This is a genomic window from Acidobacteriota bacterium (genome assembly GCA_016208495.1).
Classification (GTDB): Bacteria; Acidobacteriota; Blastocatellia; order Chloracidobacteriales; family Chloracidobacteriaceae; genus JACQXX01.
In genome coordinates, this window is record JACQXX010000160.1 from 1 (window position 1) to 25191 (window position 25191).

General features: G+C 50.1%; 17 protein-coding genes. 6 read left to right on the forward strand and 11 right to left on the reverse strand.

Annotation, left to right across the window (positions count from 1 at the left end; all coding sequences use genetic code 11):
- Nucleotide 1: 1 nt before the first annotated feature.
- Nucleotides 2–2878 carry an NHL repeat-containing protein gene (locus HY774_28580; protein MBI4752466.1) on the reverse strand — a complete coding sequence of 959 codons (2877 nt, stop codon included), beginning with the start codon at nucleotides 2876–2878 and terminating at the stop codon, nucleotides 2–4.
- 47 nt (nucleotides 2879–2925) lie between these two features.
- On the opposite strand from HY774_28580, the gene HY774_28585 reads away from it, so the two are divergent.
- The 4 genes from HY774_28585 to HY774_28600 all read left to right on the forward strand — a co-directional run bounded on the left by HY774_28585 (nucleotide 2926) and on the right by HY774_28600 (nucleotide 8269).
- Nucleotides 2926–3681: a CHAT domain-containing protein gene (locus HY774_28585; GenBank protein MBI4752467.1), complete on the forward strand. Its 756-nt coding sequence runs from the start codon at nucleotides 2926–2928 to the stop codon at nucleotides 3679–3681.
- Between the two features lie 18 nt (nucleotides 3682–3699).
- Nucleotides 3700–4326 (forward strand): sigma-70 family RNA polymerase sigma factor, encoded by a 627-nt coding sequence (locus tag HY774_28590; GenBank protein MBI4752468.1) that lies wholly within the window; start codon nucleotides 3700–3702, stop codon nucleotides 4324–4326.
- A 69-nt stretch (nucleotides 4327–4395) separates the two neighbouring features.
- Nucleotides 4396–5397 carry a hypothetical protein gene (locus HY774_28595; protein MBI4752469.1) on the forward strand — a complete coding sequence of 334 codons (1002 nt, stop codon included), beginning with the start codon at nucleotides 4396–4398 and terminating at the stop codon, nucleotides 5395–5397.
- A gap of 556 nt (nucleotides 5398–5953) precedes the next feature.
- The gene (locus HY774_28600; GenBank protein ID MBI4752470.1) at nucleotides 5954–8269 is read left to right on the forward strand and encodes a hypothetical protein; all 2316 of its coding nucleotides are present in this window, start codon (nucleotides 5954–5956) and stop codon (nucleotides 8267–8269) included.
- A gap of 68 nt (nucleotides 8270–8337) precedes the next feature.
- On the opposite strand, the gene HY774_28605 is transcribed toward HY774_28600, so the two are convergent.
- From HY774_28605 to HY774_28615, 3 genes are all read right to left on the reverse strand, one after another.
- Nucleotides 8338–13122 (reverse strand): hypothetical protein, encoded by a 4785-nt coding sequence (locus tag HY774_28605; protein MBI4752471.1) that lies wholly within the window; start codon nucleotides 13120–13122, stop codon nucleotides 8338–8340.
- A gap of 261 nt (nucleotides 13123–13383) precedes the next feature.
- Nucleotides 13384–16422 carry a TonB-dependent receptor gene (locus HY774_28610; protein ID MBI4752472.1) on the reverse strand — a complete coding sequence of 1013 codons (3039 nt, stop codon included), beginning with the start codon at nucleotides 16420–16422 and terminating at the stop codon, nucleotides 13384–13386.
- Between the two features lie 78 nt (nucleotides 16423–16500).
- On the reverse strand, nucleotides 16501–16641 hold the full coding sequence (locus tag HY774_28615) for a hypothetical protein (protein MBI4752473.1): 141 nt from the start codon (nucleotides 16639–16641) through the stop codon (nucleotides 16501–16503).
- A 1171-nt stretch (nucleotides 16642–17812) separates the two neighbouring features.
- Between HY774_28615 and HY774_28620 the strand changes: the two genes are divergently transcribed.
- Complete coding sequence (locus HY774_28620; protein MBI4752474.1) at nucleotides 17813–19366, forward strand: replication initiation protein; 1554 nt, start codon at nucleotides 17813–17815, stop codon at nucleotides 19364–19366.
- Between the two features lie 139 nt (nucleotides 19367–19505).
- Here HY774_28620 and HY774_28625 read toward each other — a convergent pair whose 3' ends face one another.
- From HY774_28625 to HY774_28650, 6 genes are all read right to left on the reverse strand, one after another.
- Nucleotides 19506–19982: a hypothetical protein gene (locus tag HY774_28625; GenBank protein ID MBI4752475.1), complete on the reverse strand. Its 477-nt coding sequence runs from the start codon at nucleotides 19980–19982 to the stop codon at nucleotides 19506–19508.
- Between the two features lie 27 nt (nucleotides 19983–20009).
- A complete protein-coding gene (locus HY774_28630; protein ID MBI4752476.1) occupies nucleotides 20010–20588 on the reverse strand; it encodes a chalcone isomerase family protein in 579 nt (192 codons plus the stop codon).
- 312 nt (nucleotides 20589–20900) lie between these two features.
- A complete protein-coding gene (locus HY774_28635; GenBank protein MBI4752477.1) occupies nucleotides 20901–21413 on the reverse strand; it encodes a DinB family protein in 513 nt (170 codons plus the stop codon).
- A gap of 30 nt (nucleotides 21414–21443) precedes the next feature.
- Complete coding sequence (locus tag HY774_28640; protein ID MBI4752478.1) at nucleotides 21444–21941, reverse strand: DUF3291 domain-containing protein; 498 nt, start codon at nucleotides 21939–21941, stop codon at nucleotides 21444–21446.
- Nucleotides 21942–22006: 65 nt separating this feature from the next.
- Complete coding sequence (locus HY774_28645; GenBank protein ID MBI4752479.1) at nucleotides 22007–23260, reverse strand: hypothetical protein; 1254 nt, start codon at nucleotides 23258–23260, stop codon at nucleotides 22007–22009.
- 32 nt (nucleotides 23261–23292) lie between these two features.
- Nucleotides 23293–23685, reverse strand: a complete 393-nt coding sequence (locus tag HY774_28650) for a VOC family protein (protein MBI4752480.1) — start codon at nucleotides 23683–23685, stop codon at nucleotides 23293–23295.
- A gap of 89 nt (nucleotides 23686–23774) precedes the next feature.
- Between HY774_28650 and HY774_28655 the strand changes: the two genes are divergently transcribed.
- The gene (locus HY774_28655) at nucleotides 23775–24494 is read left to right on the forward strand and encodes a DUF2490 domain-containing protein (protein ID MBI4752481.1); all 720 of its coding nucleotides are present in this window, start codon (nucleotides 23775–23777) and stop codon (nucleotides 24492–24494) included.
- Nucleotides 24495–24522: 28 nt separating this feature from the next.
- Here HY774_28655 and HY774_28660 read toward each other — a convergent pair whose 3' ends face one another.
- Nucleotides 24523–24894: a cupin domain-containing protein gene (locus tag HY774_28660; protein ID MBI4752482.1), complete on the reverse strand. Its 372-nt coding sequence runs from the start codon at nucleotides 24892–24894 to the stop codon at nucleotides 24523–24525.
- Nucleotides 24895–25191: the final 297 nt, after the last annotated feature.

The window sequence follows — 25191 nt, forward strand, 5'->3', positions numbered from 1 at the left end:
CTCAACACTCAATTGAAACTCTCTGGCCTGCTGTTTCCAACTCAACCGCAGGTTCACTTGTGGTCTGTCGGCTGGAGGTGACAAACCAGCCTGACCGACAAAGATCGGGTCTACCTGGCCTGCTCGCCGGGAATTCCTGAATCTTGCTTGGATTTCTGAATTGGCCAACCTGTGAACCAACGGTTCCAGTTTGGGGTGGGTTGGGTGATCCAGTGACCAGGATCCACACTCCTGAAGGCAGGTTTTTGGCCTGAATCCGATTGTTTTGAGTATCGCCGACCACAATTGTGGTGCCACCTGCAAAAACTCCGGTTGAAAAGGTAGAGAACGTAACCCCTTCCGGTCCCCGGTATTGACCCATTGCACCGCCAATGCCAGCCCCGCTGCCGCCGTACGATGTGGCTGGTCCAGCATTGCCGCCAGCAAACAAGAGTACCCGGTTGTTGCCAGTGTCAGCAACCGCAAGGTCTCCGGCATTGTTTACGGCGACTCCTTCCGGATTACGTACCTGCCCTGGATTGAGACCGGAACCGGTTGTAGCGACATAGGTTCCGGTGTTGGCAACCGTTACCGTATGGCAGTTGAGGATTTTGAGAATCTGGTTATTGGTTTTATCGGCAATATAGAGCGTGTTGTTTTGGGATACCGCCAGCCCGGCTGGTCCGTTTACCTGCCCTGGACTGGCACCGGTTGACGCTAAAACCGTTCCAGCACCTGGATTTCCGCCCGGCAAGCGCACCACACGTTTGTTCAACGTGTCAGCAATGTAGAGATTTCCTGCCGCATCAAGAGCAAGCCCGGATGGCCCTTTCACCTGCAGAGTGGGGGTTACCGCCGCTCCATTCGTGGCAATTGCAGTCCAGGAAGCACCTGAATTGGTTGATTTCAAAATGCGATTGTTACTTGTGTCAGCCACATAGATGGTTGTACCGGTTGGGTCAGCCGTGACAGCCTCGGGCGCCATAAACCCAGCCACCCCATTGGTTACCACAGTTGCATTCAAGGCTGTCCAGCTAATCCCGTCATATTTCTGGATCCGATTGTTGACCGTATCGGCGACCAGCAGGAATGGCAGTTCAATACACGAAGTTTGGACCGTGAGCGCCAGAGTATCAGTGGATGGGGCACAGGGTAAATTGGCGATTGACCACTGCAGCACATAGGTTCCAGCACCACCGGCTGGAGTAAACGTTGCCGTTGGGTCGGTAATGTTACTGAATTGCGCGTTGGAAGTTGATGGGCCTGAAACCACTAACCAGGTACCGTTCCCGACTGACGGAGTATTTGCAGCCAAAGTTGCAATGTTTGATCCGCAGATAGTTTGATCTGGGCCGGCATTGGCCGTGGTTGGCAGGGCAGTAACAGTGATGACTACTTCATCAAATGAAGGCATGCACGGCAGTGCTGTGGTGATGGTCCACCGCAAAGTATAGGTTCCGGCGCCGCCCGTTGGGGTGAAAATGGCGGTTGGATTGGTTGGGTCGCTGATCTGGTTTGGATTGATACTCGGTCCACTCGCCACCGACCACATTCCATTTCCAGGCAATGGTGAATTACCTGCCAGGGTTGCGGTACCGGAAACACAGATGGTTTGGTCTGGACCGGCACTGGCAGTGGGAGGAGCTTGATTTACAGTGATGACAACATCATCGGTTGAGCTTGAACATGGTGCATTCGAAATGGTCCATCGCAGGGTGTACATTCCGCCGCCGCCCGCCGGAGTAAAGCTCGTTCCAGCAACATTGACGTTGCCAAACTGGCTTGGTGACAGATCTGGTCCATTCACGACCGACCAGGTTCCAGTTCCAACCGTTGGATTGTTCGCCGCCAATGTCGCTGTACCCGTTGAACAAATGGTTTGGTCTGGACCAGCATTGGCCACAGTCGGAGCCGTATTCACCGTGATGACAACATTATCAGTTGATGGTGTGCAGGGTGGATTGGTAATAGCCCACTGCAAGGTATAACTTCCCGCTCCGCCCGCCGGAGTGAAGACAGCATTTGGAATGGTTGGGTCGTTAAACTGGCCGGAATCGGTGCTTGGTCCGGTTGCCACCGACCACAGCCCAGTTCCAAGGGTTGGGTTGTTCGCAGCCAATGGTGCTGAACCGGTTGAGTAGATCGTTTGATCTGGGCCGGCATTGGCCACAGTGGAAGCGGCATTTACGGTAATGACGACATCATCGGTTGAAAGTGGACAAGGTGAATTGCTAATTGTCCATTGTAAGAGGTACGCTCCGGCACCGCCCGCCGGGGTAAAAATAGCATTGGGACTGGTTGGATCGTCAAACTGGCTCGAACTGGTATTCGGTCCACTCACCACCGACCACATTCCATTTCCAACCGACGGTGAATTGGCAGCCAGCATGGCTGAAGCGTCTGAACAAATGGATTGGTCTGGTCCTGCACTTGCCGCAATATCCTCAAACACGGTTACCATTCGTTTCTGGTTGATATCAGTGCCAGCGCGATCCTCATTGGCCGTGAAAATCAAATTCCGGCCCATATCAATGGCCAGATCTCTTATCTCAACATTTTCTGGGTTATTTCCATTCGCAATGATTGAGTCATGCAACGTTGGCGATTCAACCACCGATTGTATAACACTGACCAGACCAGTGGGCAGCCCGGTGGCACCCACATAAATCCGACTATTTTTCGAATTGACCGAAATTGCTGATGGAGCACCTCCAAGTTGGGTAATTGGGTAATAGACCGTGCCGCCATCCGTGATGTTGAGGAATTGATCTTGGGCTTGATCTATGACCCCAATCGTATCAACACCGAGACCTGGAAAGGCCGCAACATAAATTTTGCCATTGTGTGATCGCAAGTAGCCAGGGCACAGGGAATTGCCACTCGGGTCTACAATATCCAAAGGGGGTCCACTCCCAAACTTTCGAACCAATTTGTGGCAATTCATAATTGCCCCTGGCCCCTGGCCCCAGTTCGATCCTGATTCTGGCTGATCCGGTTTTTGAGCCTGATGATCCGCGGATCAAACGGGGTTCTGGCCGTCACGCTCAAAGTTCAGCTTCGGCGGACCTGGTGCGCAGTCAAAACTGGCGGCATCAGGCTCGTGGCGTCTGGCGCGGAAATTATCTGCCGCGCCTGGTTGGTACCCGGCAGGAAGCAAATGCAATCCGCGCCAATTTCGCTCAAGATAAATCTCTGGTGGCACTTGATTTTGACGCCCAACGGTCGCTGATATTCGAAACGGATCTGTCCTCATATCACTATCTTCAATTTGCCACTCACGGGATTTTCAATAGTGACTATCCGGAATTATCCGGACTGATCCTGTCGCTGGTATCACCTGATGGACGGCAGCAAAATGGTTTTCTGCAACTCCACGACATCTACACCTTAAAATTGAATGCCGAACTGGTCGTTTTAAGCTCCTGTCAATCTGGACTTGGCCAGGAGGTAACTGGTGAAGGAATCGTTGGGTTAACCCGAGGTTTTATGTATGCTGGAACATCACGGGTGATCGCCAGTTTATGGGCGATCAATGACGATACCACCAGCGAACTAATGAAAGAATTCTATCGAACCATGCTTTCCGAACACCTTTCACCTGGGACTGCTCTGCGCAAGGCCCAACTTGCGTTATGGCAGCGCACCCCCAGGCAAAACCCGTATTTTTGGGCTGGGTTTGTACTGCAAGGAGACTGGAAGTAGGGCAATCAGAATCCCTTTATGACAAGTGAACCAGGTTCCACCAGAATTTCAAAATGGGATTTAACGGCTGAAAGCTTACAGGCACTTCTGGACGGCCTGGCACCCCACCCGGAAGTGGCCGCTCAGAAATTTGAAGTGCTCCGGTTAAAGCTCTTTCATTTTTTCCAGGCCAAAGGATGTCTTACCTCCGAAGACCTGGTTGATAAAACCATTGACCGAACTGCCTGCAAGGTTCTGGAAGGCGGGGTCGCGTCCCAGTGTGACGATATCAATCGCTATGCCTATGGAGTGGCCAGATTTATCTGGCAGGAACATCTGACTGAAGCTCGAACCACAAAAAACCTCGATCAATCGGTGACCGAGACCTTTCCGATTGTCACGGTTCCGACAGCAATTGCCGGGTTCAACCTTCATCATGAAGAACGGTTTCAATGTTTGGAAAAGTGTCTGGCAACCTTGCCGCCGGATGAGCAGGAACTGGTTTTGGGGTATCACGATTCAGGGAAAAATAAAGAAAACCGGAAACATCTTGCTGACCGGCTGAGCATTTCACTGGGAACCCTGGCTACCCGAGCTTGCCGGATTCGTGAGAAATTAGAACACTGTATTGACCTGTGTCTTCAACATTCCTCCAAAAACACGTAACAGATTCGTCAATTTCATCATATAGATATGACCCAGATCTATCCTCACTCAGAATCAGGAAATACCGATGTGATACGGCACTATTTGTTAGGTCTGTCAACTGAAGATGAATGTGAACAGATTGAGGCACACCTCTTTGCTGACGATGAATTTTTTGGACAAATCAAAGCTGCCGAAGACCAGTTGATTGATGAGTACCTCACCGGTTTGCTCCCAGTCCCGATTCGAGAACAATTTGAACGTGAGTATTTGCGAATTCCGGAACGTCGCAAGAAAGTGGAAATGGCCGGAGACCTTTTGCGTCTGACACTGGCTCGAAAAACGATTGAGGCAGCGCCCACGGCGACACGTAACCCAGAGGCGCCGGATGCCCTGGGTCAAACTCAGCAGAGTTCGACGGTGGTGCCCTTCCCAAGCCGGAAGTTTTCACCCGGTAACAGGAAACAACTGGCAGTTGCTGCATTGCTGGTCATTACCATTGGATCAGGTTGGGGGTTGTGGAAAATCACACACCTGCAATCTCAACTTGAAGAGGCCCAGACGACACAGGAACGGGAAACCAAACGGGCGACTGACCTGGAACACCAGCTTGCTCAGGAACGTGGAACCGCCGCCGAACTGGCCAAACGATTGGAGGCCGAACGCCAGCACCGAAGTCAACTTGAACAGGCATTATTGAATTCACTTCCGTCACCGCCTCAAACGTCAAGTCCGTCACCGGCACCCGCTGGCCTGCTTTCTTGTATTTTATTTCCCAACCTCACGCGAAGTTCAGGTGGGGCCAGGCCACTCCGCCTGACGCCATCAGTCAACACCATCCAGTTTCAGCTTATGCTCCAGGCTCATCAACCGGACTCATCACTCACGGTGCTCATCCGCACGGCTGAAGGGACTGAGGTCTGGCATCAGGAAAACATCCGTGCCAGACAGGCTCGCGGCCAGAAACTGATCAACCTGAAACTACCGGCAACCACATTTGAACCGGCTGACTATGTCATCGAAGTTCGTCAAAAAAGTTCAGACCAGGGCTTTGAAAAGGTGGCAACCTACCATTTTGCCGTTCGAAACTAAGGGAGCGTTAAAAAATAAGTTCCTGGGAGCAATGGCGTCCTGTTACGTCCAGGTTTTGGTTTTGCACCGCGAAGCGTTGCGGTTCGGATAGCCGGTCGGTTGGCCGCTTTGGGCCTACCACCGGATCCAAGGTCACCTCGTTGTCCCTCCCCGCGTCGCCCGCGCCCGCAGGGTGCGGGCAACGCGGGGAGGGACTGGAGGAACAAATCGGTTCCGGTGGTAGCTCGCAAAGCCTCGCAACCACCGGCTATCCGAACGGCAGCCCTCCGGGATGCTCAATCCAAATGCCGGTACCCCAAATGAAAACGGGAAGTTGATTTCTTACAGTCCCTAAGCCCAATTCAGTTTTGAGAATCAAAAAAATCCCTGATTGATAGAGCTTTGGAAGGTGTTGCGCGTCTGGATCAAATGAGTTTTTTGACATCCGCGAGGAACCAGCCACAACTGGTTAGCTGAGAAAAATTCCAGGGTTGAAATGTAATGGATTTTCAGTTTTCATCACTCCTGGTGTCAGAAAGAAAATTACACTGCTTGATTAGAGAAAAGGTAGCTTGTTATGCACAACTATCGTTTTATGGTGCCGGTTCTTTTGGTATTGACGATTCTGAGTTGGTGCCCGATGGCACTGGCCCAAGATGAAGAACTTCGGGCCCTGCGCCAAACAATTGAAAAAAAACCTCAAAACCTGGGATTTGAAGAAGGAACCCTCGGGCAAATTCCCTCTGGCTGGCGACGAGTCCCCGCCCAGTATCCGTATGATGCCAAACTGGTCAATGATCGGGTTAAGCAAGGCAATCAGGCTGCATTCCTTTTCCCAAACCCTGGAGTAACGCCCAAATCATTTGAATTTGGGAATTTAATGCAAACCTTGGACGCAACCAAATACCGGAATAAACAGGTGCGATTTCGGGCGGCACTCAGGGTCAAGGCAGAGAGTAATGAGTCTGAAGGCCGGCTTTGGATTCGGGTTGATCGGCCACACGGCGCTGTCGGCTTTTTTGACACGACTCTGGATGATGCGGTGTATCAGGATCAGGACTGGCAATATGTCGAGGTGGTTGCCGAGGTTGCCGACGACGCTGAAACCCTCAATTTCGGAATTCTGTCCATCGGTGACGCTCAGGTCTGGATAGATGATGCTTCGCTGGAAGTGGTTGGTGACATTTTCTCCTTGAAAGAACCAGCCCGTCCTTTAACGGAACAAGGTCGAAGAAATGTGATTGCCTTCACGCGCCTGATGGGGTACGTGCGGCATTTTCATCCCAGCGATCAGGCAGCGGAAGTTGAGTGGGTCAAATTTGCGGTTCACGGCATTCGTGACATTGAAAACGTAGCCACCGACGCTGAGTTGATCCGTGCGCTCAACAATTTATTTACACCGATTGCCCCAACGGTCCAGGTCTTTGCAACGAATAAGCCACCCACACTCCATTCGGCGTTACTTCCCCCGGCAGAGACCACCTCCATTTCAGTAATCAAATGGTTCAACCGTGGATTTCAAGGGGACAACTCAACTACAACTTACTCAAACCAGCGGCGAGCCCAACCTTATCGAAACAACACCCTTCCGGAAGGATATAGCGATCCAGCCAAACCCTTTGAAGCTGACCTCGGCGGCGGTATTCGATGTCGGATTCCACTCACGCTCTTCCGGGATCGGAATGGAACACTCCCGCACATTGCCCAACGAGCCGAATTTCCAACCATTGAAAAATTTACTGGCAACGACCGGGCAACCCGGCTGGCAGATGTCGCCCTGGCCTGGAATATCCTGCAACACTTCTATCCTTATTTTGACATTGTCAATGTGAACTGGATGCAAGTCCTTCCCAAAGCACTCAATCTGGCAGCGAACGATAAAAACGAAGTTGCCTTTAAAAAGACTTTGCAATGGCTGATCGCCCAACTCAAAGATGGTCATGGCCTTGCCCAGGATGGGGCTTATTCAACCGGTGGGATTCCGCTTTCGTGGACGTGGGCCGAAAATCAACTGGTGGTCACCTCGCTGGCGGTGTCCAACATTCCCAACCTGAAACCAGGTGATGTCGTGGTCGAAGTCAACGGCAAACCAACCGCGAAAGTCATTGAAAAGCTCGAAAAGTATATTTCCAGCCCGACACCACAATGGAAACGCTTTCAGTCTGTGAATGCATTGCGACTTGGCGAAGCCGGCGATACCACTACCCTCAAACTCCGTTCGGTCGAAGGGACTCTCAAAACCGTCCAGCTTCAATTTTCCAGTCAGTTTTTTTATTACGCGGAGCCTCGCCCAGAAAAGTATCAGGAATTGCGCCCCGGTATCTGGTATTTTGATCTGGAGCGCTGCACCGATGACGACTTCAAAGCCATCCTCCCAAAACTGGAATCAGCCAAAGGGATTATTTTTGATGGGCGTGGGTATCCATCGGTGAACCCAATTGTGATCCAACACCTCATCACTCAGGATGTACAGTCCGCGATTTTTGCGGTGCCAATTGTTTCAACCCCCGACCATCGTTCAATGACTGAATTTAGCACCAGTGGTCGGTGGTTACTTACGCCCCGGGCGCCTTACCTGACGGCAAAATATGTGTTTTTGATTGATGGACGGGCCCTGAGTTACGCTGAATCGTTTTTGGCGGTCATCGAAGCCTACAAACTCGGTGAGTTGGTCGGAGAGCCAACGGCAGGAACCAATGGAGCCGTTGTAAGCCAAACTTTCCCCAGCAGGTTTCGGTTGCGCTGGACTGGGATGCGAGTTACCAAGCACGATAACACGCCACACCATGGGGTTGGAGTGCTGCCAACCATTCCTTCATCAAGAACAATCAAGGGCATCGCTGAACGCCGCGACGAACAGCTTGAAAAAGCGCTGTCCCTCTTTCAGCAATAAATGACAAGGTGACAAAGTGACACTTTGTCACTCTGTCACCCTGTCACCTTGTCACCTCAGTCACCTGCTCACTGCTGGCGGCGTGACAGATTGAGTACCAGCGTTTCATACGTTCGGATATCATCATCGTCAGAACTCAGGTAAGTGCCTTTGTCGTCAAAGAGTTCCACGTGCCCGTGGAATTTCAGAAATACGCCGTATGACTTGAGATAGTATCCGAAATTGCTCACGTCAATTGAGAACTCTCCGTCGTCTGAGTCGGCAACGAATTTGTAATCCGCCGTGCTTCCAGTTTCACTGACGTAGAGCGAATAGCCCTTAAAGGTAATATCTATCGTTCGAGCCACTTTGCCGTTTGGGTGAAATTCGGTGATCTTCCAGTGTCCGTCGTCAATTTCCTCGCCCGGCATTGAGACCAGCAAGGTCGTACGAATCAACTCAACCGTGGAGGAGGATTTCGCAACGCTCGCGTCCACGTTTTGGGCCACCTGCGGGCCCCAACCTTCCCAGATCAACCCATCTTTGTAAATTCGCAACCCAAAGCCAGCCAACTGATTGCCGTTACAACTGAAGCTCGCTGAGTAGCCATACAAGGAATTATCTGACTTTGAGAACGGCTTGAGGTTATAGACCACCAGCGTGTCTTCTTCTTTGACTTCGGGCCATTTGTTGAGATGCCGGTCCACAATACACACCGTGTATTTTCCACCCGCTGCGATTTTCGAGTCACTGTAGGTCTGTTGATCGCCCGAGGCAGGCAGTTTCACAATCTGTGAGTTGACCTGCTGTCCCTTGTCGTCATAGATGTGGAAACCGGCAATCTGTTCAGGTGGAATCAACCCGCGACCGGTGCCAACCCCTTCAAATTCCCAGGTGATGCTGCCAGCAGCCACGGTTTTCACGGTTGGTGGCTGCAGCACATAGTACCGAATGTCTATTTCGGCACTGGCTGCAAAATCACTATTGACCAGCATTTGCTCAATCGAGCTGGTGGGTTGACCTGAGCCGAAATGTTTGATGGTGATAGGTTTCCCGCCAGCGAAATAGTCTTTGTTCTGGTCAATCGGGGTTTTCCCCTGGTAACTGGCATTTGACGAGCCAATGAAATCAAAAGTCGTTGATTTCAAACTTTTGCTCCCGGCGGTCTGCGTTCCATCCATTACAAACAAGCCGTCTCCTGAATTTTTGCTCGACAGAATCATATTCACCATCGCCAGTGAGTTTACTGTGCCCTTTAGCTCAACGTAGTGATAGCTGTCACTGAAAAATGGCCCGTTGCAGGTGATTTGATCAGCAAAACCTGGATCATACGGATACCCGCTCAACCGGCTTTTGATGCTTTGAACCAGCCCGTCCATATCTTCCGGATGAGTCATGAGGTAAACCCCATAATCGCCAAACACCTGTACCAGCCCGTCTTTGATCCCCCGGTCGGCCAGTTCAGCCGCCAGATGGATTGTCATCGGGAAACCAGCCATGTCCTGTTCGCGCTTGAGGAGTTTGGCCACAAAATCGCTGCCATAATTGGCTGACAACCATTCCAGAAAATGGGCGGCGGCATAGTAACTTTCCTCGTCATTGGCATCGAGTGATGAAACCAGGTAGTTTTTCATCCCGTCTTTGACCAGAAAGGCTTTTTTCTGGGCATCGGACATGCCCGTTTGCATTGCCATGTAGTTGGCTGAGGCTTCGATAAACCAGATTTCCGACCCGAGCCAGGCTGAAACATAGCCGAGCTTTCCGGTGGTAAAGTACTGACCTTGAAAGACGTGGGCGAGTTCGTGCCCGGCAACGCCTTTCATGTAGTCACAATTCTCCAGCCGGTTTGAGAGATAGAGCGGACCGCCAATCGCGCTTTCCCCCGCCGCGTCTTTCAGTTTGGAAACATAGGCATATTGTGGAAGTGAGAGCGCCGTAAATGGCTTGCCCGGTAAGGCCAAATATTTGTCATATGCCTGATTGAGATAATTCATCAGATCCGCGACAAACGGCTCTGGCCCCACGCCACCAGTGCACCCTCGCCAGGCGGAGGAGCTTGGGACACATTCGTCATACCCAAAGGCCGACGGGTAATAGACAATATAAAACCGTTCGTTCGGGTCTTTCCCGGTCACGGTAATATCAAGGGCTGAAAGCTGGATGCGGTAGGTTCGCACCAGTGTCGCGGTTTGATTTGGTTCAAATCCTTCTGAAGCTTGCTCAGCCAGTGCGGAGAAGCTGGACGGAATCGTCGTCGCGAAATACGCCGAACTCGTCACCGGATCAAAGCTGATCAACATGCCTTCGGGCATCCAGTTTTTGGTGCCGTCAATCTGGTATTCGAGCCGAAACACCCGTTCCGCCGGGTTGGTCGGTAGCAGCGCCGGAGCAATCGGAAAGCCAACCACCACCGCTTTGTCGCGCAGGATTTTTCCGGCCAGCGTCAGTTTGTAGACCCCGGAAATCGGTGCAAAGTCATTTTTGACCTTTAATTTCTTTGGTGTCTTCTTCGTTTTGGTCCAGGTCGCGGTGAAAGATTCATCGCCTGGCGTTGGGGCAAAAATCGCCATCGCGCCATCTTCGCCTGACACAACGGCGCCTTGATCAGCCTCCACCATCGCACCGTTGGGTTCGGTGCAATCTTTGACGGTAATGGTCATCGTCGCTGGTGAGCCGACCTGGTAGGTGCTATCCGGTATCAATTCGACTATGATCGTTTCATCGCCTTCATTTTCTGAATCAGGCATCAAGGTCACCGGAATACTGATCTGGGTCTGGTCTTTGGCAACCGGCATCGTTTCGGGAAGTTCAAGATAGTCGTTGCCCATCACGGCTGAGCCCGAAAACCGATACTTGACCGCCATGGCCCAGTCAATATTGCCAGTGGTCGTAATCACACAATTCGCCATTGAAAGCTCTGAAACCGTCATCGCAGACGAAGCAAATTTCAACGTTGGAAGCGATTCGTTGTCCAAGATTGAAACCGTGGCGGTTGACGGTGTTCCAATCTGATAGCCGCTCCCCGGTGTGAGGGTGATGATGACGGTTTCGGTGGATTCAGTTTCGCTGTCATCAAGCGGAATCACCGAAATCGTGGCTTTGGCTGCTCCGGCCTGCATCAACACGCCTCCGGAAAGTGCCATATAGTCGCGTCCTGCCGAAGCTGTACCACTCACCTGATAGTTGATCGTCAAGGCTGTTGTGCTGGTGCCGGTTCGGGTAACGGTCACCGTGCCGGAATTGCCTCCAATCTCAGCCGCGACATTGTCGGTGGCTTCGAGGGTCAGCGTGGATGAGCCTCCGCTGATCACCACGGCTGTGACACTGGTGCTGTGTGTCAGGCCGCTCGATGTCCCGGTAATCGTTACCGTGTAGCTGCGTTGGGGTGTGCTGGTGCTGGTGCTGAAGGTCAACGTCGTCCCGCCACCGGGTGAAACGGTGCTGGTTGCCAGTCGCGCCTGGACAGTGCTGTCCGCAGGACTGACCGAAGTCGTCAGTGAAATGCCCTGTGAAAAACCGTTGATCGAAGTCGCCATCACCGAAAAGACCCCACTCCCACCAGGAGCAATTGCTTGTGAACTGGGGCTTCCTGAAAGCGAAAAGTCGCCGGTCGGGCTGGTTTGTTTACTCACAACCGCCCGGATCATGACATTCATCTGGGTGCCGTCGGTAAACTGAATCGGCCCCTGGTAATTGATACCATTATCAATTGAAAAATATCCACGCCGCTGGGCAACACCATTGGTATCAACCGGGAAGCCAACGCCATTGTGCGGGTTGGGCGCCTGATAGCCGACATAAAAATCACCTGCGGAAATCGTGGGCCCACTCACGGCAAAGTCAACAAATGACCCAATGCGCGGAATGGTCACCGACTGATTGACGGCCAGCGTCGGATTTGACGGTGGCTGACCACTCCCGGACGAGTCGGTGAAGGCCACCAGCCGGATGCTTTGGCCAACCGGGCTGGCGTAGCCTTGAAACGAAGCAAAGTAAATCCGAATCGTCTTGAGTGTCGCCGGATAGCTGCTCGGGGTCAGCCGGTTGACGATCAAGAGTCCATGATCAATCACGCCGCGTCCGTCGAGCGTTCCATCATCGGTTTTGAGTTCTTCATCCGTGGATTGCATCCCGGAAACGACCGCCCGAATGCACACATTGGCGTGCTGGCCGCTGGAAAATTGGAACGGTCCGGCAAATCCCTCACCGTTTGACGTCGAATAAAACGCCCGATCATACTGTGCGCCATTCAGGACGGTTGAAAATCCAGCGCCGTGGGCGGGATCCGACACCTGATAGCCCAGGTACACATCTCCTGAAAGGATGGTCACCGGGTTGATTTCAAACTCGGAGAATTCGCCTATCGCAGGAATTGTGATCAATTCTTGAGTGACGAATGTTGGTGACTCGGGTGGTTTGCCCAGGCCATTGGGATCCAAAAAGGCCACCAGTTGAACCGTCTGTCCAATCGGCGATGGAAACCCGTGAAACTGATCAAACCGGATTCGCACCCGCTGGATCATTGCCGGATAGCTGGACGGCGTAAACCGATTGACCACCAGCAGGTTCTCTTTGACCAGGCCCGAATCCGGGATGCCTGCCTCGGTTTTGAGTTCTTCTTCGCCAATCAACATCTCTGACAGGGGCGTTGGAACAACCCAGGGTTCAGGTGAAATTGGAACCAGTGGTTCAAACCGATCATGTTCGGCCAGCAGCGAAAGGGCCTTCCCTTCAGAAAAAGGAGATGCCGTCACCGGTGCCGCCCTTTCCTGAATTGAAGTACTGACAATCGGAATTGGGAATGCAAATAAGAGCGTGAGGAGAATCAGAAGAAATACAAAGAAAAACAGGAGTTTATATCCACGGGTGTTCATGGGATGCCTCCCTTCTGCTGCCATCGAACACACACAAAGCAGACAGCAGCTTATGAAGGGCAATCCCTATGCCAGTTGGATTTTTGGGTGCAGCGCGCCAGGCCGAGACCTGCGTTCAACCAAACCGCCGTCAGAACCTTGGACCAGTGTTTTTCCTCTATTGACCGGTAAAAATCCCCCATTGTCACCAGTTCAGAGGACCGTCATCACTTTTGGGCTGTGATTTTGCGCATTCCGAGGCCCAGTTAGCCCAAAAAGATCTCAAAACCTGAGTCGGAACCCAACCTGAAACTGCCTGGGAGCAAACGCTGACGTGTACCGATCTCGCGTCACGGGGTAGCGTCCATTGATTGGTGTCGGCAGGTTAAAACTCCCATCCGGTTGAATCGGGTAGGTGTTGTTGATCAATCGGACATTGAGCCGATTGAACAGGTTGAATACATCGGCAAAGACATCAAGCTTGAACTTGTTCCCCAACTCAAAACCACGGGTCAGGCGCAGGTCTACCTGAGCATAACCAGGACGGATGCCGGCATTACGAGCGAGAGGAACGCCGTTTACAAGTGGACGGTCATTAGTTCCAGAGCCATCTCCATTAATATCTGCTCCAGCTACTGGATTGAATGGAGACCCTGATTCAAGTGTTGTAACTCCTGATAAAATCCAATTTTTGAGCAACCTAGTGCTCCAGGGTGATTCAACCCGGAAATTACTCACCCACCTATGGCGCAAATCGAGAAACGACAATGACCGATCAACCTGGCGAAAGCCAGGAAGTGCGGGGCTAAGGTTTCCAGCTTCCTCACCGCCAAAATCTCCAGTATTATCAATGGATTTTGAAAATGTGTAATGAAAACCTAGATACCATCCCTGAGCGAACCGTCTCTCCACTACCATAGTTAGCCCATTGTAATAACTATCACCGGCAAAGGTGGCAATAGCAACTGGCCCAAACTGGGGATAAGGTCGAATCCCGGTTTGTGGGTCTCGAAAATTGTATTCGCTTCCATTTGTAAAAATACGATTTCCACGTGTCCAGACATAAGTAATCTCTGTTATCCAGTTTTGATCGATTTTCCAACCTAGTTGTAAAGAAGCCTGATGAGTGATCGGCAGCTTTGGAATTTGACGATCAATCGTGTCTACCCGTTTAAATGGTCCAGCTATTGGTAGTTCAAGTGGTCGCGTTGTGAGCCGACCAAACCCTTGTGGATTGGAAAGCACAAACGGCAGTGTTTCTGGTACGGTATAGGTTAAGAACCTGGCTATATCCGAATCTAAATTTCCCGGCTCATAGGCATCTGTCCCGTAAGCTCCGACTCCAGCAGCGGGGTTTATGTTGGCATAAGCCCCATATGTTGAACTCACTACCAACTGTGGGAGTTTTCCTGGTGACCACGAAATCCCAAGCCGAGAAGTTATGGTTACCGTCGGAAGGGTAAATCCCTGCAGTGCAAAGTGATCAAGCCTGATACCTGGTTTCACCAATAAGTTGTCTCGCACCTGCCAATCATCCTGCACAAAAATAGAAAAGTTAGTTTGTGTAACATCAACTGGGCGGTTCGGTGAATAGCCCAGGCCAAATACAGATGGAATTGGCATTTCCGCCAATGGTAGGTTCGCTGGAAAGTTGGGTTGTATTGAAATTAATGGGAGCAATGGCGCCAAGGCTGTCAGAAAACGCCGCTGAGCCCGGCTCCGCAGTTTGGGTTCAAACGCTTCGAGAGCTCCAATAAAACCATTTCCTGGAAGGTCTAAATACCTCAAATCCAAATCCAAATAGGCAAACCGTCCATAATCGAGGTGACCAAGTTGGACTTGATTACCGTACCGAAGAAAATCCCCACCAAACCGCACTGAATGATTTCCAAGAAACCCTGAAACAACCTTCCCAATTTGAATCACCCGGTTGGTTCGGGTGTGATTGGCAAACCCATTTTGACCAGTGATAATTTGACCGCCCGTGGCAAAGCCATTTAACCTGATACCAACGACCTCTCCACCACGAACTAGAAAATCCTGGTTGCCAATCCCTAATTTACTTTCTAACACCCATTTTCCCGAATTTGAACTCCAGACATTCCGGATTCCACCATCATGAACTCCAGCTTCCAGCGTTCCAGCGAAAGTCCTATCAAGAGTTCCGCCAAATCCTTGTGCGGCTCCATCTCGAAGCCCAGCAAAGTTATATCTCACGGTTAGCCGGTTTTGTGGTGTCACATCAACATCAACCCGTCCAAGGATGCTTGAGGTGGCGATTCCTACGGGTTGCGGACCAGTTCTGACCCAGGTATAGCCTCGATTGTGCAATAACTCCACAATCCGTTCTGGAATTGTCACAACGACTGTATCTTGAATCGTTTGGCGTTCTCCGGCAGCAAAGAAATAGGCCCGATTTGGTTTGATTGGACCTCCAACCGAAGCCCCAAACTGATCCTGTTCAAAGTTGGTTTGATTTTTGGCGAATGCATTTCGGGCTGCAATGACATCATTGCGAAAGATCCCAAATAAACTCCCGTTGAATTCGTTGCTCCCTGAGCGGGTAATGACATTCATCACGGCTGATGTTGCTCGGCCAAACTCCGCAGAGTAGCCGTCAGTCACCACTTGAAATTCGCGTACGGCCTCAATACTGAAAAAAGACCGATACGCCCCTGTTGAAGGATCATTATTGTCAAATCCATCAACCTGAACATTGTTGAAACGTGGCAACTGCCCATTTGCAGAAAATCCAGTTGAGCGGAAAATTCCCTGGTTGACCAGCCGTTCCTCCCGGATTCTGGGATTAATGACCACAAAATCCGTAAACACCCGCCGATTGATTGGCAAACCCTGGATTTGTTCCTGGCTCACCAGTGATGCCGACGCCGTGTCGCCAAACAACCGTGAGCCTCCCGCCCGGATGACGATTTCTTCTGCTGGTTCGGCACCGCAGACCAGCGTCAGGCGTGAGACTTCCGACACCCGGACGTCGGTGGCGACTCCGGGAGATTCACAGTCTCCGGTTGTGACCGTTACTTCGTAGCTCCCCGGTGGAAGGTCGGTCAGCACGAAGTCTCCACGGTCGTTGACCTTTATTTTTCGCTCCAGCCCGGTTGAGTCTTCACGGGCAATCACTTCAGCTTCGGTCAGGGCGATTCCGGCGGGATTAACCACCTTTCCGGCGATGATTCCCGAAGCACTCCCTGGCGTTTGGGCACCGACTGGAAGCCACAACCCCAGCACCATCAGTGCCAGCATCAGCCAGCTTTTTAGAACACATAAAAGGATGTTCGTTGGCGTCGCCAAACGTTGCGGCATAGGGTTCCCTCCGACATTGGTCAGATTTCGGTTCAATAGCTCAATTTTTCTGGATTTCATCCCCAAGAGCGCTGGAGTTTAGCTGCAATAGCATCTCCATTGCCACTGGAAAATCTCTCCGTGACGGATTCCTTCGGGATGGTTTGGAAATTCAGAGGAGGGCAGCCGACGAAGCTGGCGTCGGCAGCCTTCGACCATCTTTTCCAACACTTGCTTCATTTGCTCAAGAATGATCTTTTCAAAAAGGCCACACCCACGACATCCTGGCTGTCAGATTCAGCCCGGACGATCAAAAACTTGTGTCCTATTCTGGGGGACGGCTGGCTGGGCTGCTGGGATGTCAACCAACGACAGCTTGTGTGGAAAGCCAAAACCGAGTTTATCCACACTGGAACAATCCTCGTTGTTTCAGAAAGAAATTCATTTTCCGTTTAAATAATCAGTTAAGAACTATCTTACTGGTGCTAATGAAGTACCAGAAATTCAATAAACCTACTATTATCTATATGTTACACAAAAATCACCTCAAAAGTCTAATTTTATGAGAAACCTCCCAAATCATTTATTTTAAAGTAGTTAAAAATTTATGTTAAATTTTTATTGAAACGGAAAGCTTTATTTGCTGGTGCTAATGAAGTACCAGAAATCAGCTAACAACCATATTTTTCAATATATTGAAAGGTTGACACTTCTAATTCCAAGCAATGCGCTAAATTTTTCATTTTGCTAAATAGCTGAATCTAAAGAAATTACAAGGACTTTTTATTTTTTTGTTTTGAGGTGAAATTTTTTACTGGTGCTAATGAAGTACCGCTAATTCAATAAGATCTTTATTAACATTAAAATACAGGATTTTTAAGATTGGAGAACTTCGCCTTTTTACTTATCTCCGTACATATTAAAAGAGGTAAACAGATACTTGATCCATGACCTTGACTAAGATTTCCAGAAAAACAAGAGTCTAACACTTCCTTCAACTTATTGATTTTAAAGAAAATTCAATAACCATGTAATACGCCACTGGTGCTAATGAAGTACCGCACTGGTGCTAATGAAGTACCACGCTGGTGCTAATGAAGTACCGCACTGGTGCTAATGAAGTACCACGCTGGTGCTAATGAAGTACCAGGCAAACCTTCAAGTTATTGAAAAATAAGTAGTTTACGGCGAAAATTTTGAGCTGGATACTTCTTAGATACATGTATTTAGATACTTCTTAGATACACACACATGGGGGAATTTGGTCAGTTCGCGCAAAACTGGTGTGTGTTGAGCAATCAAAACACTTCGAATTCAGAGTGGTTTCTCACTTGCCAAAAGAAAGTGGTCGGGGTAACGTGAATTCTAACCTTTGGGACACTCCCAAACTGAATTGTTACAGGGTAGCTCAATGAATCAAAATCAGGATAACCAGTCAGTTTTAGAGCAAAGCGTTTTAAAAAAAATCCGACCGGAACTCAATCTTGAAAAATGGTCTGTCTGGCAACCTGCTCGATCCAAAAATGCACCGCAAGTTCGAACCTTCCAGCGAGAGATTTCTTTTCCAGATGGAAGTAAAACAACCGCCAAAGTCGAAATTGGATTTACCAATCACGGAGTCCTCACCACGGAAGACCAAAAAACATACTATGCCCTGGTGAAGTTATGGGAAGAACAGGGACGCAGCCTGGACCCGGTTCAGTTTTCACTGCAGCAACTGGCCAAACACCTCAATAAAAAATGGGGGACAAACGTCATCAATTCTTTGACCCAATCCCTGAAAAAACTGCGAGTGACCCCGTTTCACTGGGAAAATTCATATTTCAACACCTCAAATCAGGAGACAATGGAGGTGCTTGATACCTTTACCATCCTCTCTGACCTCAAAATTGCCACTCGCAAAAAGGATGGTATCACCAATGAAGCAACCGGCTACTTTCGATTTAATGACTACATTTTAAAGAACTTGCAGAACAATCATTCCAAACCTCTGTTTTTCCATGTCGTCATCAATTTCAAAAGTGAAATTGCACAACTGCTGTATATCCACGTTGATTTGATACTCAGTAACAAAGATATTTACGAGCGTCGGAGCAAAGAACTGTTTGAGGATCTTGGGTTAACCGGTGAGGCATATGACAAAAAGCGAAGCAAGCGAAAACAGGTCTTGGAACCAGCCCTGGCTGAATTGCAAGGGGTTCCGCTCTCAAAAGGTGGGGTGATTCATTTTGCGGCTGTCCTGGAAACAAAAGACAAGGATGACTATAAAGTGGTTTTTCGGCGGGGAACCCATCCCAAGGTTCCCGTTGACCGACTGATCCCAGTCCAGGATGGACCCAGACGAGCTTCACAACTTAAACCAGCGGGTCCTCCTCCTTCCACTGATCCTACCCTGGATTTTCAAGGGCCTGGAGCAGAACTCCTGAGGTACTTCAACCAGGTCTTTTTCAAGGTTGATACCCGACAGCATCAGGCTCGGCATCTGGAGCTTGCCCACAACCTGGTGATATTGTACGGGTTGGACCTTGCCAAACACATTGTGGATTTCAGCCATTCGCAGGCCAGCCTGACCAATTTTCCAGTGGCCACATTCGGAGGCATCACCCAGTACATTGATCGTGCGATTGCTGATTTTCACGCCCGAGCGACCCAACCCGGCTCAGTAAGTCCGGTGACAGAGGCAAATCCTCCCTCCCTTGATCCAGGCAACCTGGAATATGCCTATCAGGCGTATGTGGAATCTGAGGTTGAGCAGTACATTGCTGAGACTTTTAGCACTGAAACATACTCTGACTTGATCGAAGCCAAAAAAACCGCTCTACTGGCTTCCAATCGCAATCTGTACAGTAAATGGCAGGAGGATGCACTGGTATCTTTTGCCGATGCGCAAATACGGCACGAACTGGCTTCAAAAATGGACCTCCTTCGTTTCGAAGAATTCTGTCAACGGGAAAACAATGACTGATGTCTTTGGCTTCCCTGGTTTTTGTATAGTATTCAGCTCAAAAAAACGGATGCAAAGACACAAGTTACATGAACGACTGGTACCGCCAATGCACCAGCAAGGTGGTACATAGTTAAGACGTGGAGCGGGCATCAGTGGTTCACCTGTCCTGACTCCGGTATTTTCCCAGACCCAGTGCCTCAAATTCGTCAACCCAGTGCCCTTTTTCCACTCCCAATATCTTGAGCGCACAATTGATGGCATCTGCTGGCAGCCGATCAACCTGCAGATCAGGACGATTTCCCGTCACTGCTGGGCCAAACAGAATTTTCCCTTTTGACCAGACAATAGCGCCCTGGCTGCCCGCGCCTCCAAAATAGTCCGTTTCAATATAGGCAAGGTGTCCATTCTCCGAGTGGGTTTGGCCAAAATGGTTTAATTTTGGACTCAAAAAAAGAAAGCGTGGATCAAACGACCCACGCTCTTCAATAGTGGCTAGCGAATCATAAACGGCTTCGGTCACCGGAATCATCGCCAGGCCCTGCGACAACGGGATAAAGATGGCGGTTAATCGGGTCTGAACAATTTCACCCAGCAAGGCTTCTGATCCCAAAAATGCCTGCAGGCAATGCCCCATGACCGTTATCCTTATAACCAACTGATTTTATTGCGCTTTCCAGCTCAAAATCGGCGAATTCCCAAACCAGATTGACCAGAGCCCGGTGGCCAGCGATTTGTTTGTGAAGCGATGTTTGACCTGTCCTTTGACCGCCAGGGTTACGGCACCGCCCGGCCCCCAGCACAATTCCATTCGGTCCCCAGATTTCATATCAACCAGGGAACTTAAAAACGGATCCACGACGCTTTTCAGTGAATCGTACCCGGAGGTGTTCTTGCGCAGACTCTCTTCATATTGCTCACGGATTTTGGCGGCTTCGACATCACGCACAAAGTGCATGATGATGAGTTTGGCGGCTCCGTCCTTGAGCATCTGTGATTTGGCATCCGCCGCTTTGTTGTACTTACCGGCTTCGTAATAAGCAGCCGCAGCATAGACTTTGAATCCGAGTTTGCTGCGAACTCCAAGATGGGTGACTTCAAAGCTATATCCGTAATTGCCGCCCTTTGATAAAAACGAGACGCCGGTTGATGGTTCTTTGACATTTTGCGCCATGGCTGAAAGACAGCTCAAGCCCATCATCAGACAGAGGCCGGCAATTGAAATGACCAGTTTTCGAGTCATGTGGGTTTCCTCACAAAAGTAAAAGTGATTTTTTTCAAGCGAATGTTGAAAGAATATTTGGCGGGACAACGGGCGTGATTGTAGCGCACCTGGGCCCAAATCACCTATCAACAGTTCTCCTGGAGTTCCGGATTCGAAGCCTGACAAGATAACAGGGTGACAGGGCATAAGCGCCAAGATAAGAGAGATGAACCCGATCTGGACAAGAAGACAAGGAGACATCAAACCAGTTCTCGTGAGCCTGAACAACCTCCGATTGGGAGCCAGGGATCAGGTCATCCGTTGAGTTCTCCTTGTCTCCTTGTCATCTTGTCATTGTGTCACCTTGTCAGCGTCACGGGTTTTGGATACCCAGCGTGGTACCGTGTCCACTGTCTGCCGAAGAATCAGGTTGAGTTGCGCCGTGTGGTGCTGAACGTGCCGGAGATTATGGAGCAATATTTCCGCCATGTTCAGGTCCAGCCAGTAAAAACCGGCTTTCTGCTGGGCCTGCTCATCAGTCAGATTGGCAATCCTGGCCCGGCATTTCTGACGGCCATGCTCAAGGTAGGAGAGCAGTTCCACTTTCGTGTAGACCCGTTCAGGAAGAATTCCGGTTGGGTCTAATTCATCCATGGTAAATGGCGCGGGAGGAACAAAGCCTTCAACTGAATCCGAAAGGCACAAATCGAGAAAGAACAGTGTGTGATACACGGTGTACCAGAACTCTGGTTGTCGCGAGCGATCACCCCATACTTCGTCTGAACAGGTGTGAATCGCATTTTCAAGCATATCAATCGTGGCACCGAACTGCCCCCAGATCAACGTTTTCCAAAATGAATCCATGATTTGACCTCACCTTTTCTGGGTTTTGAACTATGTCGCCGGGCATTGATTTCCAAAGCTGAAGCCCATTCCCGGCTGGACCGCATCCGGCGGCGCAAACGCATTCCGGAAAGTAAATGCCTTTTCGGTGGGACCGTGCTGCCGGAGGTGTTCGAGTCGGGCGGCGGCTTCGGTGATGGTCGGATTGTGCCCCTGTGGCACCCACCACAACACGGCGTAGGCTTCGGCCATCTTTTCAAACCACTCTTTGCGCCGCGCCATAATTTCCACATGCGCGGTCTTGTAGACATAGTGGTTGAGTGTGGCGACATCCTGCCAGACCGACATATTGACCAGTATATTGTCGCCGAGTGGCCGAAGTGCGGTGGCGTCTCCGTCATCAGTTTTGAGTCGCCACACAAATCCAGGTGAGCTTTCAGCCAGCGCGTTGATGCGATCCAGATTGGCAACAAAGTCGGCCATGCTGGGAGATTCGAGCGGTTCTTTCATCACAGCGATATTCAATTGAGCGAGGTGGTATTGAGACATACAGTTTCCTTGAGAAGGTTCGATTTTCCTTTGATTGATCAGCCTGGTTTTAGAGTCCGGGCAGTTTACTTTGGTTTTGTCTCGATTTGAACAGAGTCAATGATCTGTTGCACCAGTTGGTTTGAAGATTCATTCTGTTGTGGCAATAAGGTCATCACCACCCATGTTTTTGTTCCTCGGGGCCAAATGCGAGCTTTCATTTGAAGCTCAACGGTCCCATCTCCCATTTGGCAACCGATCTCAACCTGGCCAGAAGGGAGTAGTTTTGCTTTTGACTCGTTTTTAAAGAGTTTCGAATTCTTCTTTATACCCTGTAAAACACCATTGCCAAAAGTAATCGGATCCCCAGCTACTTTAAATTCAACATATGTCAAAAAAATCAAAACATTTGGGGATTTAGACATATACCCCTGCATTTTGGTTATGCCAGGCACCGCTACTTCAGGCCCAACTGGTACTTCCTGAGGTGGATGTGGAAGCAGCACTGTCAATCCAGTGTTTCCAGGCTGGAACTTCTCCCATCCGGCTGTCAAATTCGGTTTAGGGGCTGGCGGTCGTTTCTTCCCGGTTACTTCTTTTAAGAACGGGGTTGCCTGATCGTTATCTAACGCCTTGAGTAATTCTGGAATTGGAGTCAGCCCGACAGCAGTTTTCCCGTCAGTTTCGCCTGATTTTGAAAACAGTCCAACCACTTTTCCCGTGTCCTGGCTTATGATCGGAGTCCCACTTTGTGATTCCGCTTTCACCTTTTTATCCAGAAGCACCATGATGTACCCGGCTTCAACTTCGAGAATGGTTCCTTCAATCATCTCAAACCCAGTTTTAGTAGCCGCCCCCTTGTTTGGAAACCACACTCGCTCGCCAAAGTTTGGTTTTGCGCGGTTGTCCAACTCAAGCAACAGGTTTGGGTCAACTGGCTCAGCCACTGGCATGATCAGATAGTCAAATCTGATATCTAACGGTTCATCTGTTCCTTCACTGCCTGGATTTCCCCAACATTTGGTCATGGTCGCGACCGATTTATCCGTCGCTAAATCAAGCCATTCAGCTTTCACCAGTTCTGGTCCGCTGAAGTCAACAAGATGAACGCAAGTGATTGCAACTACCTGGTTCTTGGATGTTTTCGAAAAAAATCCAGTGCCCTGATATGTTTTGGTGCCGTCTGCCCAGTGTAAAAACGGCTGATACAAAATTGCCTTTTGTTCAAATTGTGAACGGCCTGGTTTCTTCGATTCAGGAGCGGCAGGTTGCTGAACCGGGTACCAGTTCAAACAAAACACTCCCAGTAATACCCAAACAGGTAACGCCAAAACGTGCATAAACATACTCCATTGAGAAAATTGAGAATCACCTATGCAGCTAACTGCAATAAATCCCATTTGTTACCGTACAAATCCTCGAAAACCGCCACCGTGCCATAGACTTCAGTTCGGGGTTGTTCGTGGAATTTAACGCCTCGGGCCCGGTAGGTTTCATAATCGCGCCAGAAGTCATCCGTATTCAGAAACAGAAAGACGCGTCCACCGGTTTGATTGCCGACGTGGGCCAGTTCCGCCGGGTTTTTCGCTTGAGCCAGCAGCAACCGGGTTTCCTGCGCGCCAGGAGGCGCAACCACGACCCAGCGCTTTCCATCGCCCCGGCCAGTGTCTTCGATCAGATGGAACCCAAGCACACGGGTGTAATAGGCAATCGCTTCGTCATAGTCTCGAACCAGAAGGCTCACACCGCCAAGATGTTGTTTCATAAAGGACTTCCGCATGAGAGAGATGACACAGGTTTTCGGTTTCGAATAGAATCTAACATAATCAATCAGAAAGGGTAACATCGAACTCCATGCGGAATGTTGTGGTCGGCTTCGTGTTCCTGCTTTTATCACCACTGGTCATCCAGGCCCAAACCCAGCAAACCGGGTGGGTTGCCGCTTTTACCACCTTTAAACTCAACGATGAATTCAGTGTCCATTTTGACGGACAATTACGCAGCACGGATAATTTGGAGCAGCTCCAGACGATCCTGATTCGCCCAGGCATCAATTTTCACCTCACCAAAGATTTCTCGGTGACCGCCGGATATGCCTTTATTCCCAATCGGAGAAACATCGGCACCAAATCAGCACTCCTCAACGAACATCGCATCTGGCAGCAGGCCCTCTATAGCCACAAAGCGCGTCGAACCAGCCTCAGCCACCGGTTTCGGTTTGAACAACGCTTTCTCCCTAAAGCCACCATCAGCAGCAACACAATCGAAACCAGTGGCTTTGATACAGCCTACCGGTTGCGGTATTTTGTCAGGCAAATTATTCCGTTGACCAGCCATAAACCATTCAAAGAAGGCTGGTTCCTGGCGTTGCAAAACGAAGTGTTCGCCAACGTCGGCAACAAATCTGCCGTCAACGGCAAGGTTTTTGACCAAAATCGGCTCTATGGCGCGGTTGGCTACCGGTTTCCCGGCAAAATTGACCTCGAAGTCGGTTATATGAACCAGTACATCCAGACTCGAAGTTCGTCAACGACGAACCATATCGTGCAATTCGCACTGTATCGCCACCTGTAAATTCCCAATGGACCGGTCCTATTTGGGCTCAAATAACTCGCAATTGCTCCTCAATCGAACGCGTTTGCCTGGTCACGACATCGCCCGTATGAAGCGTTGATTTACGTTCGATGAGCAGGATGTGGCATTCCTCCTCAGCTACCGGGTTGTGACGCACACCTTTAGGGACGACAAACATTTCACCTTCGCCAAGTTCGACGACACCATCTTCCAGTTCAATGCGCAACCGGCCCTTGAGAATCAGGAAAAGCTCATCTTCGTGTTCGTGAGCGTGCCAGGTAAAAGTTCCCTGAACTTTGGCGACTTTGATATACGAATCATCAACCTCGGCGATGATGCGCGGGGACCAGAGTTCAGTCAGTGAAGCCGCGATGTGTTTGGGTGAGATGACGCCTGACATAGAATCTCCTTCAAGATACCAAAATGGGAGTTCAGGATAGCAAAGGGGTGAATCTTCAGAAAAACGCTTCATGCGGAACTAGCTTTGCTTGAGAGGGAGCAGCTTGTGTTTGTAGATCAAACTTCTGAGGTCGCGTTCGCGCTCCAAAACGGTTTTAGGGAGTCGGAAGAAAATAATCTACCGATTTGAATCAAAACCAAGAAATTGGTGACGGGGATAGGCTATCATAGACCAAAAATGAGGAGAACAGGCCGATGGCCGAACCAATCACACCGGAAATCAAAGACTTGCTCAAAG

Coding starts and splice junctions, on each gene's coding strand:
- HY774_28590 (MBI4752468.1), top strand. CDS start 3,700: ATGACAAGTGAACCAGGTTCCACCAGAATTTCAAAATGGGATTTAACG.
- HY774_28615 (MBI4752473.1), bottom strand. CDS start 16,641: ATGAAGCAAGTGTTGGAAAAGATGGTCGAAGGCTGCCGACGCCAGCTT.
- HY774_28635 (MBI4752477.1), bottom strand. CDS start 21,413: ATGGATTCATTTTGGAAAACGTTGATCTGGGGGCAGTTCGGTGCCACG.
- HY774_28660 (MBI4752482.1), bottom strand. CDS start 24,894: ATGTCAGGCGTCATCTCACCCAAACACATCGCGGCTTCACTGACTGAA.
- HY774_28605 (MBI4752471.1), bottom strand. CDS start 13,122: ATGAACACCCGTGGATATAAACTCCTGTTTTTCTTTGTATTTCTTCTG.
- HY774_28650 (MBI4752480.1), bottom strand. CDS start 23,685: ATGAAACAACATCTTGGCGGTGTGAGCCTTCTGGTTCGAGACTATGAC.
- HY774_28630 (MBI4752476.1), bottom strand. CDS start 20,588: ATGACTCGAAAACTGGTCATTTCAATTGCCGGCCTCTGTCTGATGATG.
- HY774_28640 (MBI4752478.1), bottom strand. CDS start 21,941: ATGTCTCAATACCACCTCGCTCAATTGAATATCGCTGTGATGAAAGAA.
- HY774_28625 (MBI4752475.1), bottom strand. CDS start 19,982: ATGGGGCATTGCCTGCAGGCATTTTTGGGATCAGAAGCCTTGCTGGGT.
- HY774_28655 (MBI4752481.1), top strand. CDS start 23,775: ATGCGGAATGTTGTGGTCGGCTTCGTGTTCCTGCTTTTATCACCACTG.
- HY774_28620 (MBI4752474.1), top strand. CDS start 17,813: ATGAATCAAAATCAGGATAACCAGTCAGTTTTAGAGCAAAGCGTTTTA.
- HY774_28645 (MBI4752479.1), bottom strand. CDS start 23,260: ATGCACGTTTTGGCGTTACCTGTTTGGGTATTACTGGGAGTGTTTTGT.
- HY774_28610 (MBI4752472.1), bottom strand. CDS start 16,422: ATGCCGCAACGTTTGGCGACGCCAACGAACATCCTTTTATGTGTTCTA.
- HY774_28600 (MBI4752470.1), top strand. CDS start 5,954: ATGCACAACTATCGTTTTATGGTGCCGGTTCTTTTGGTATTGACGATT.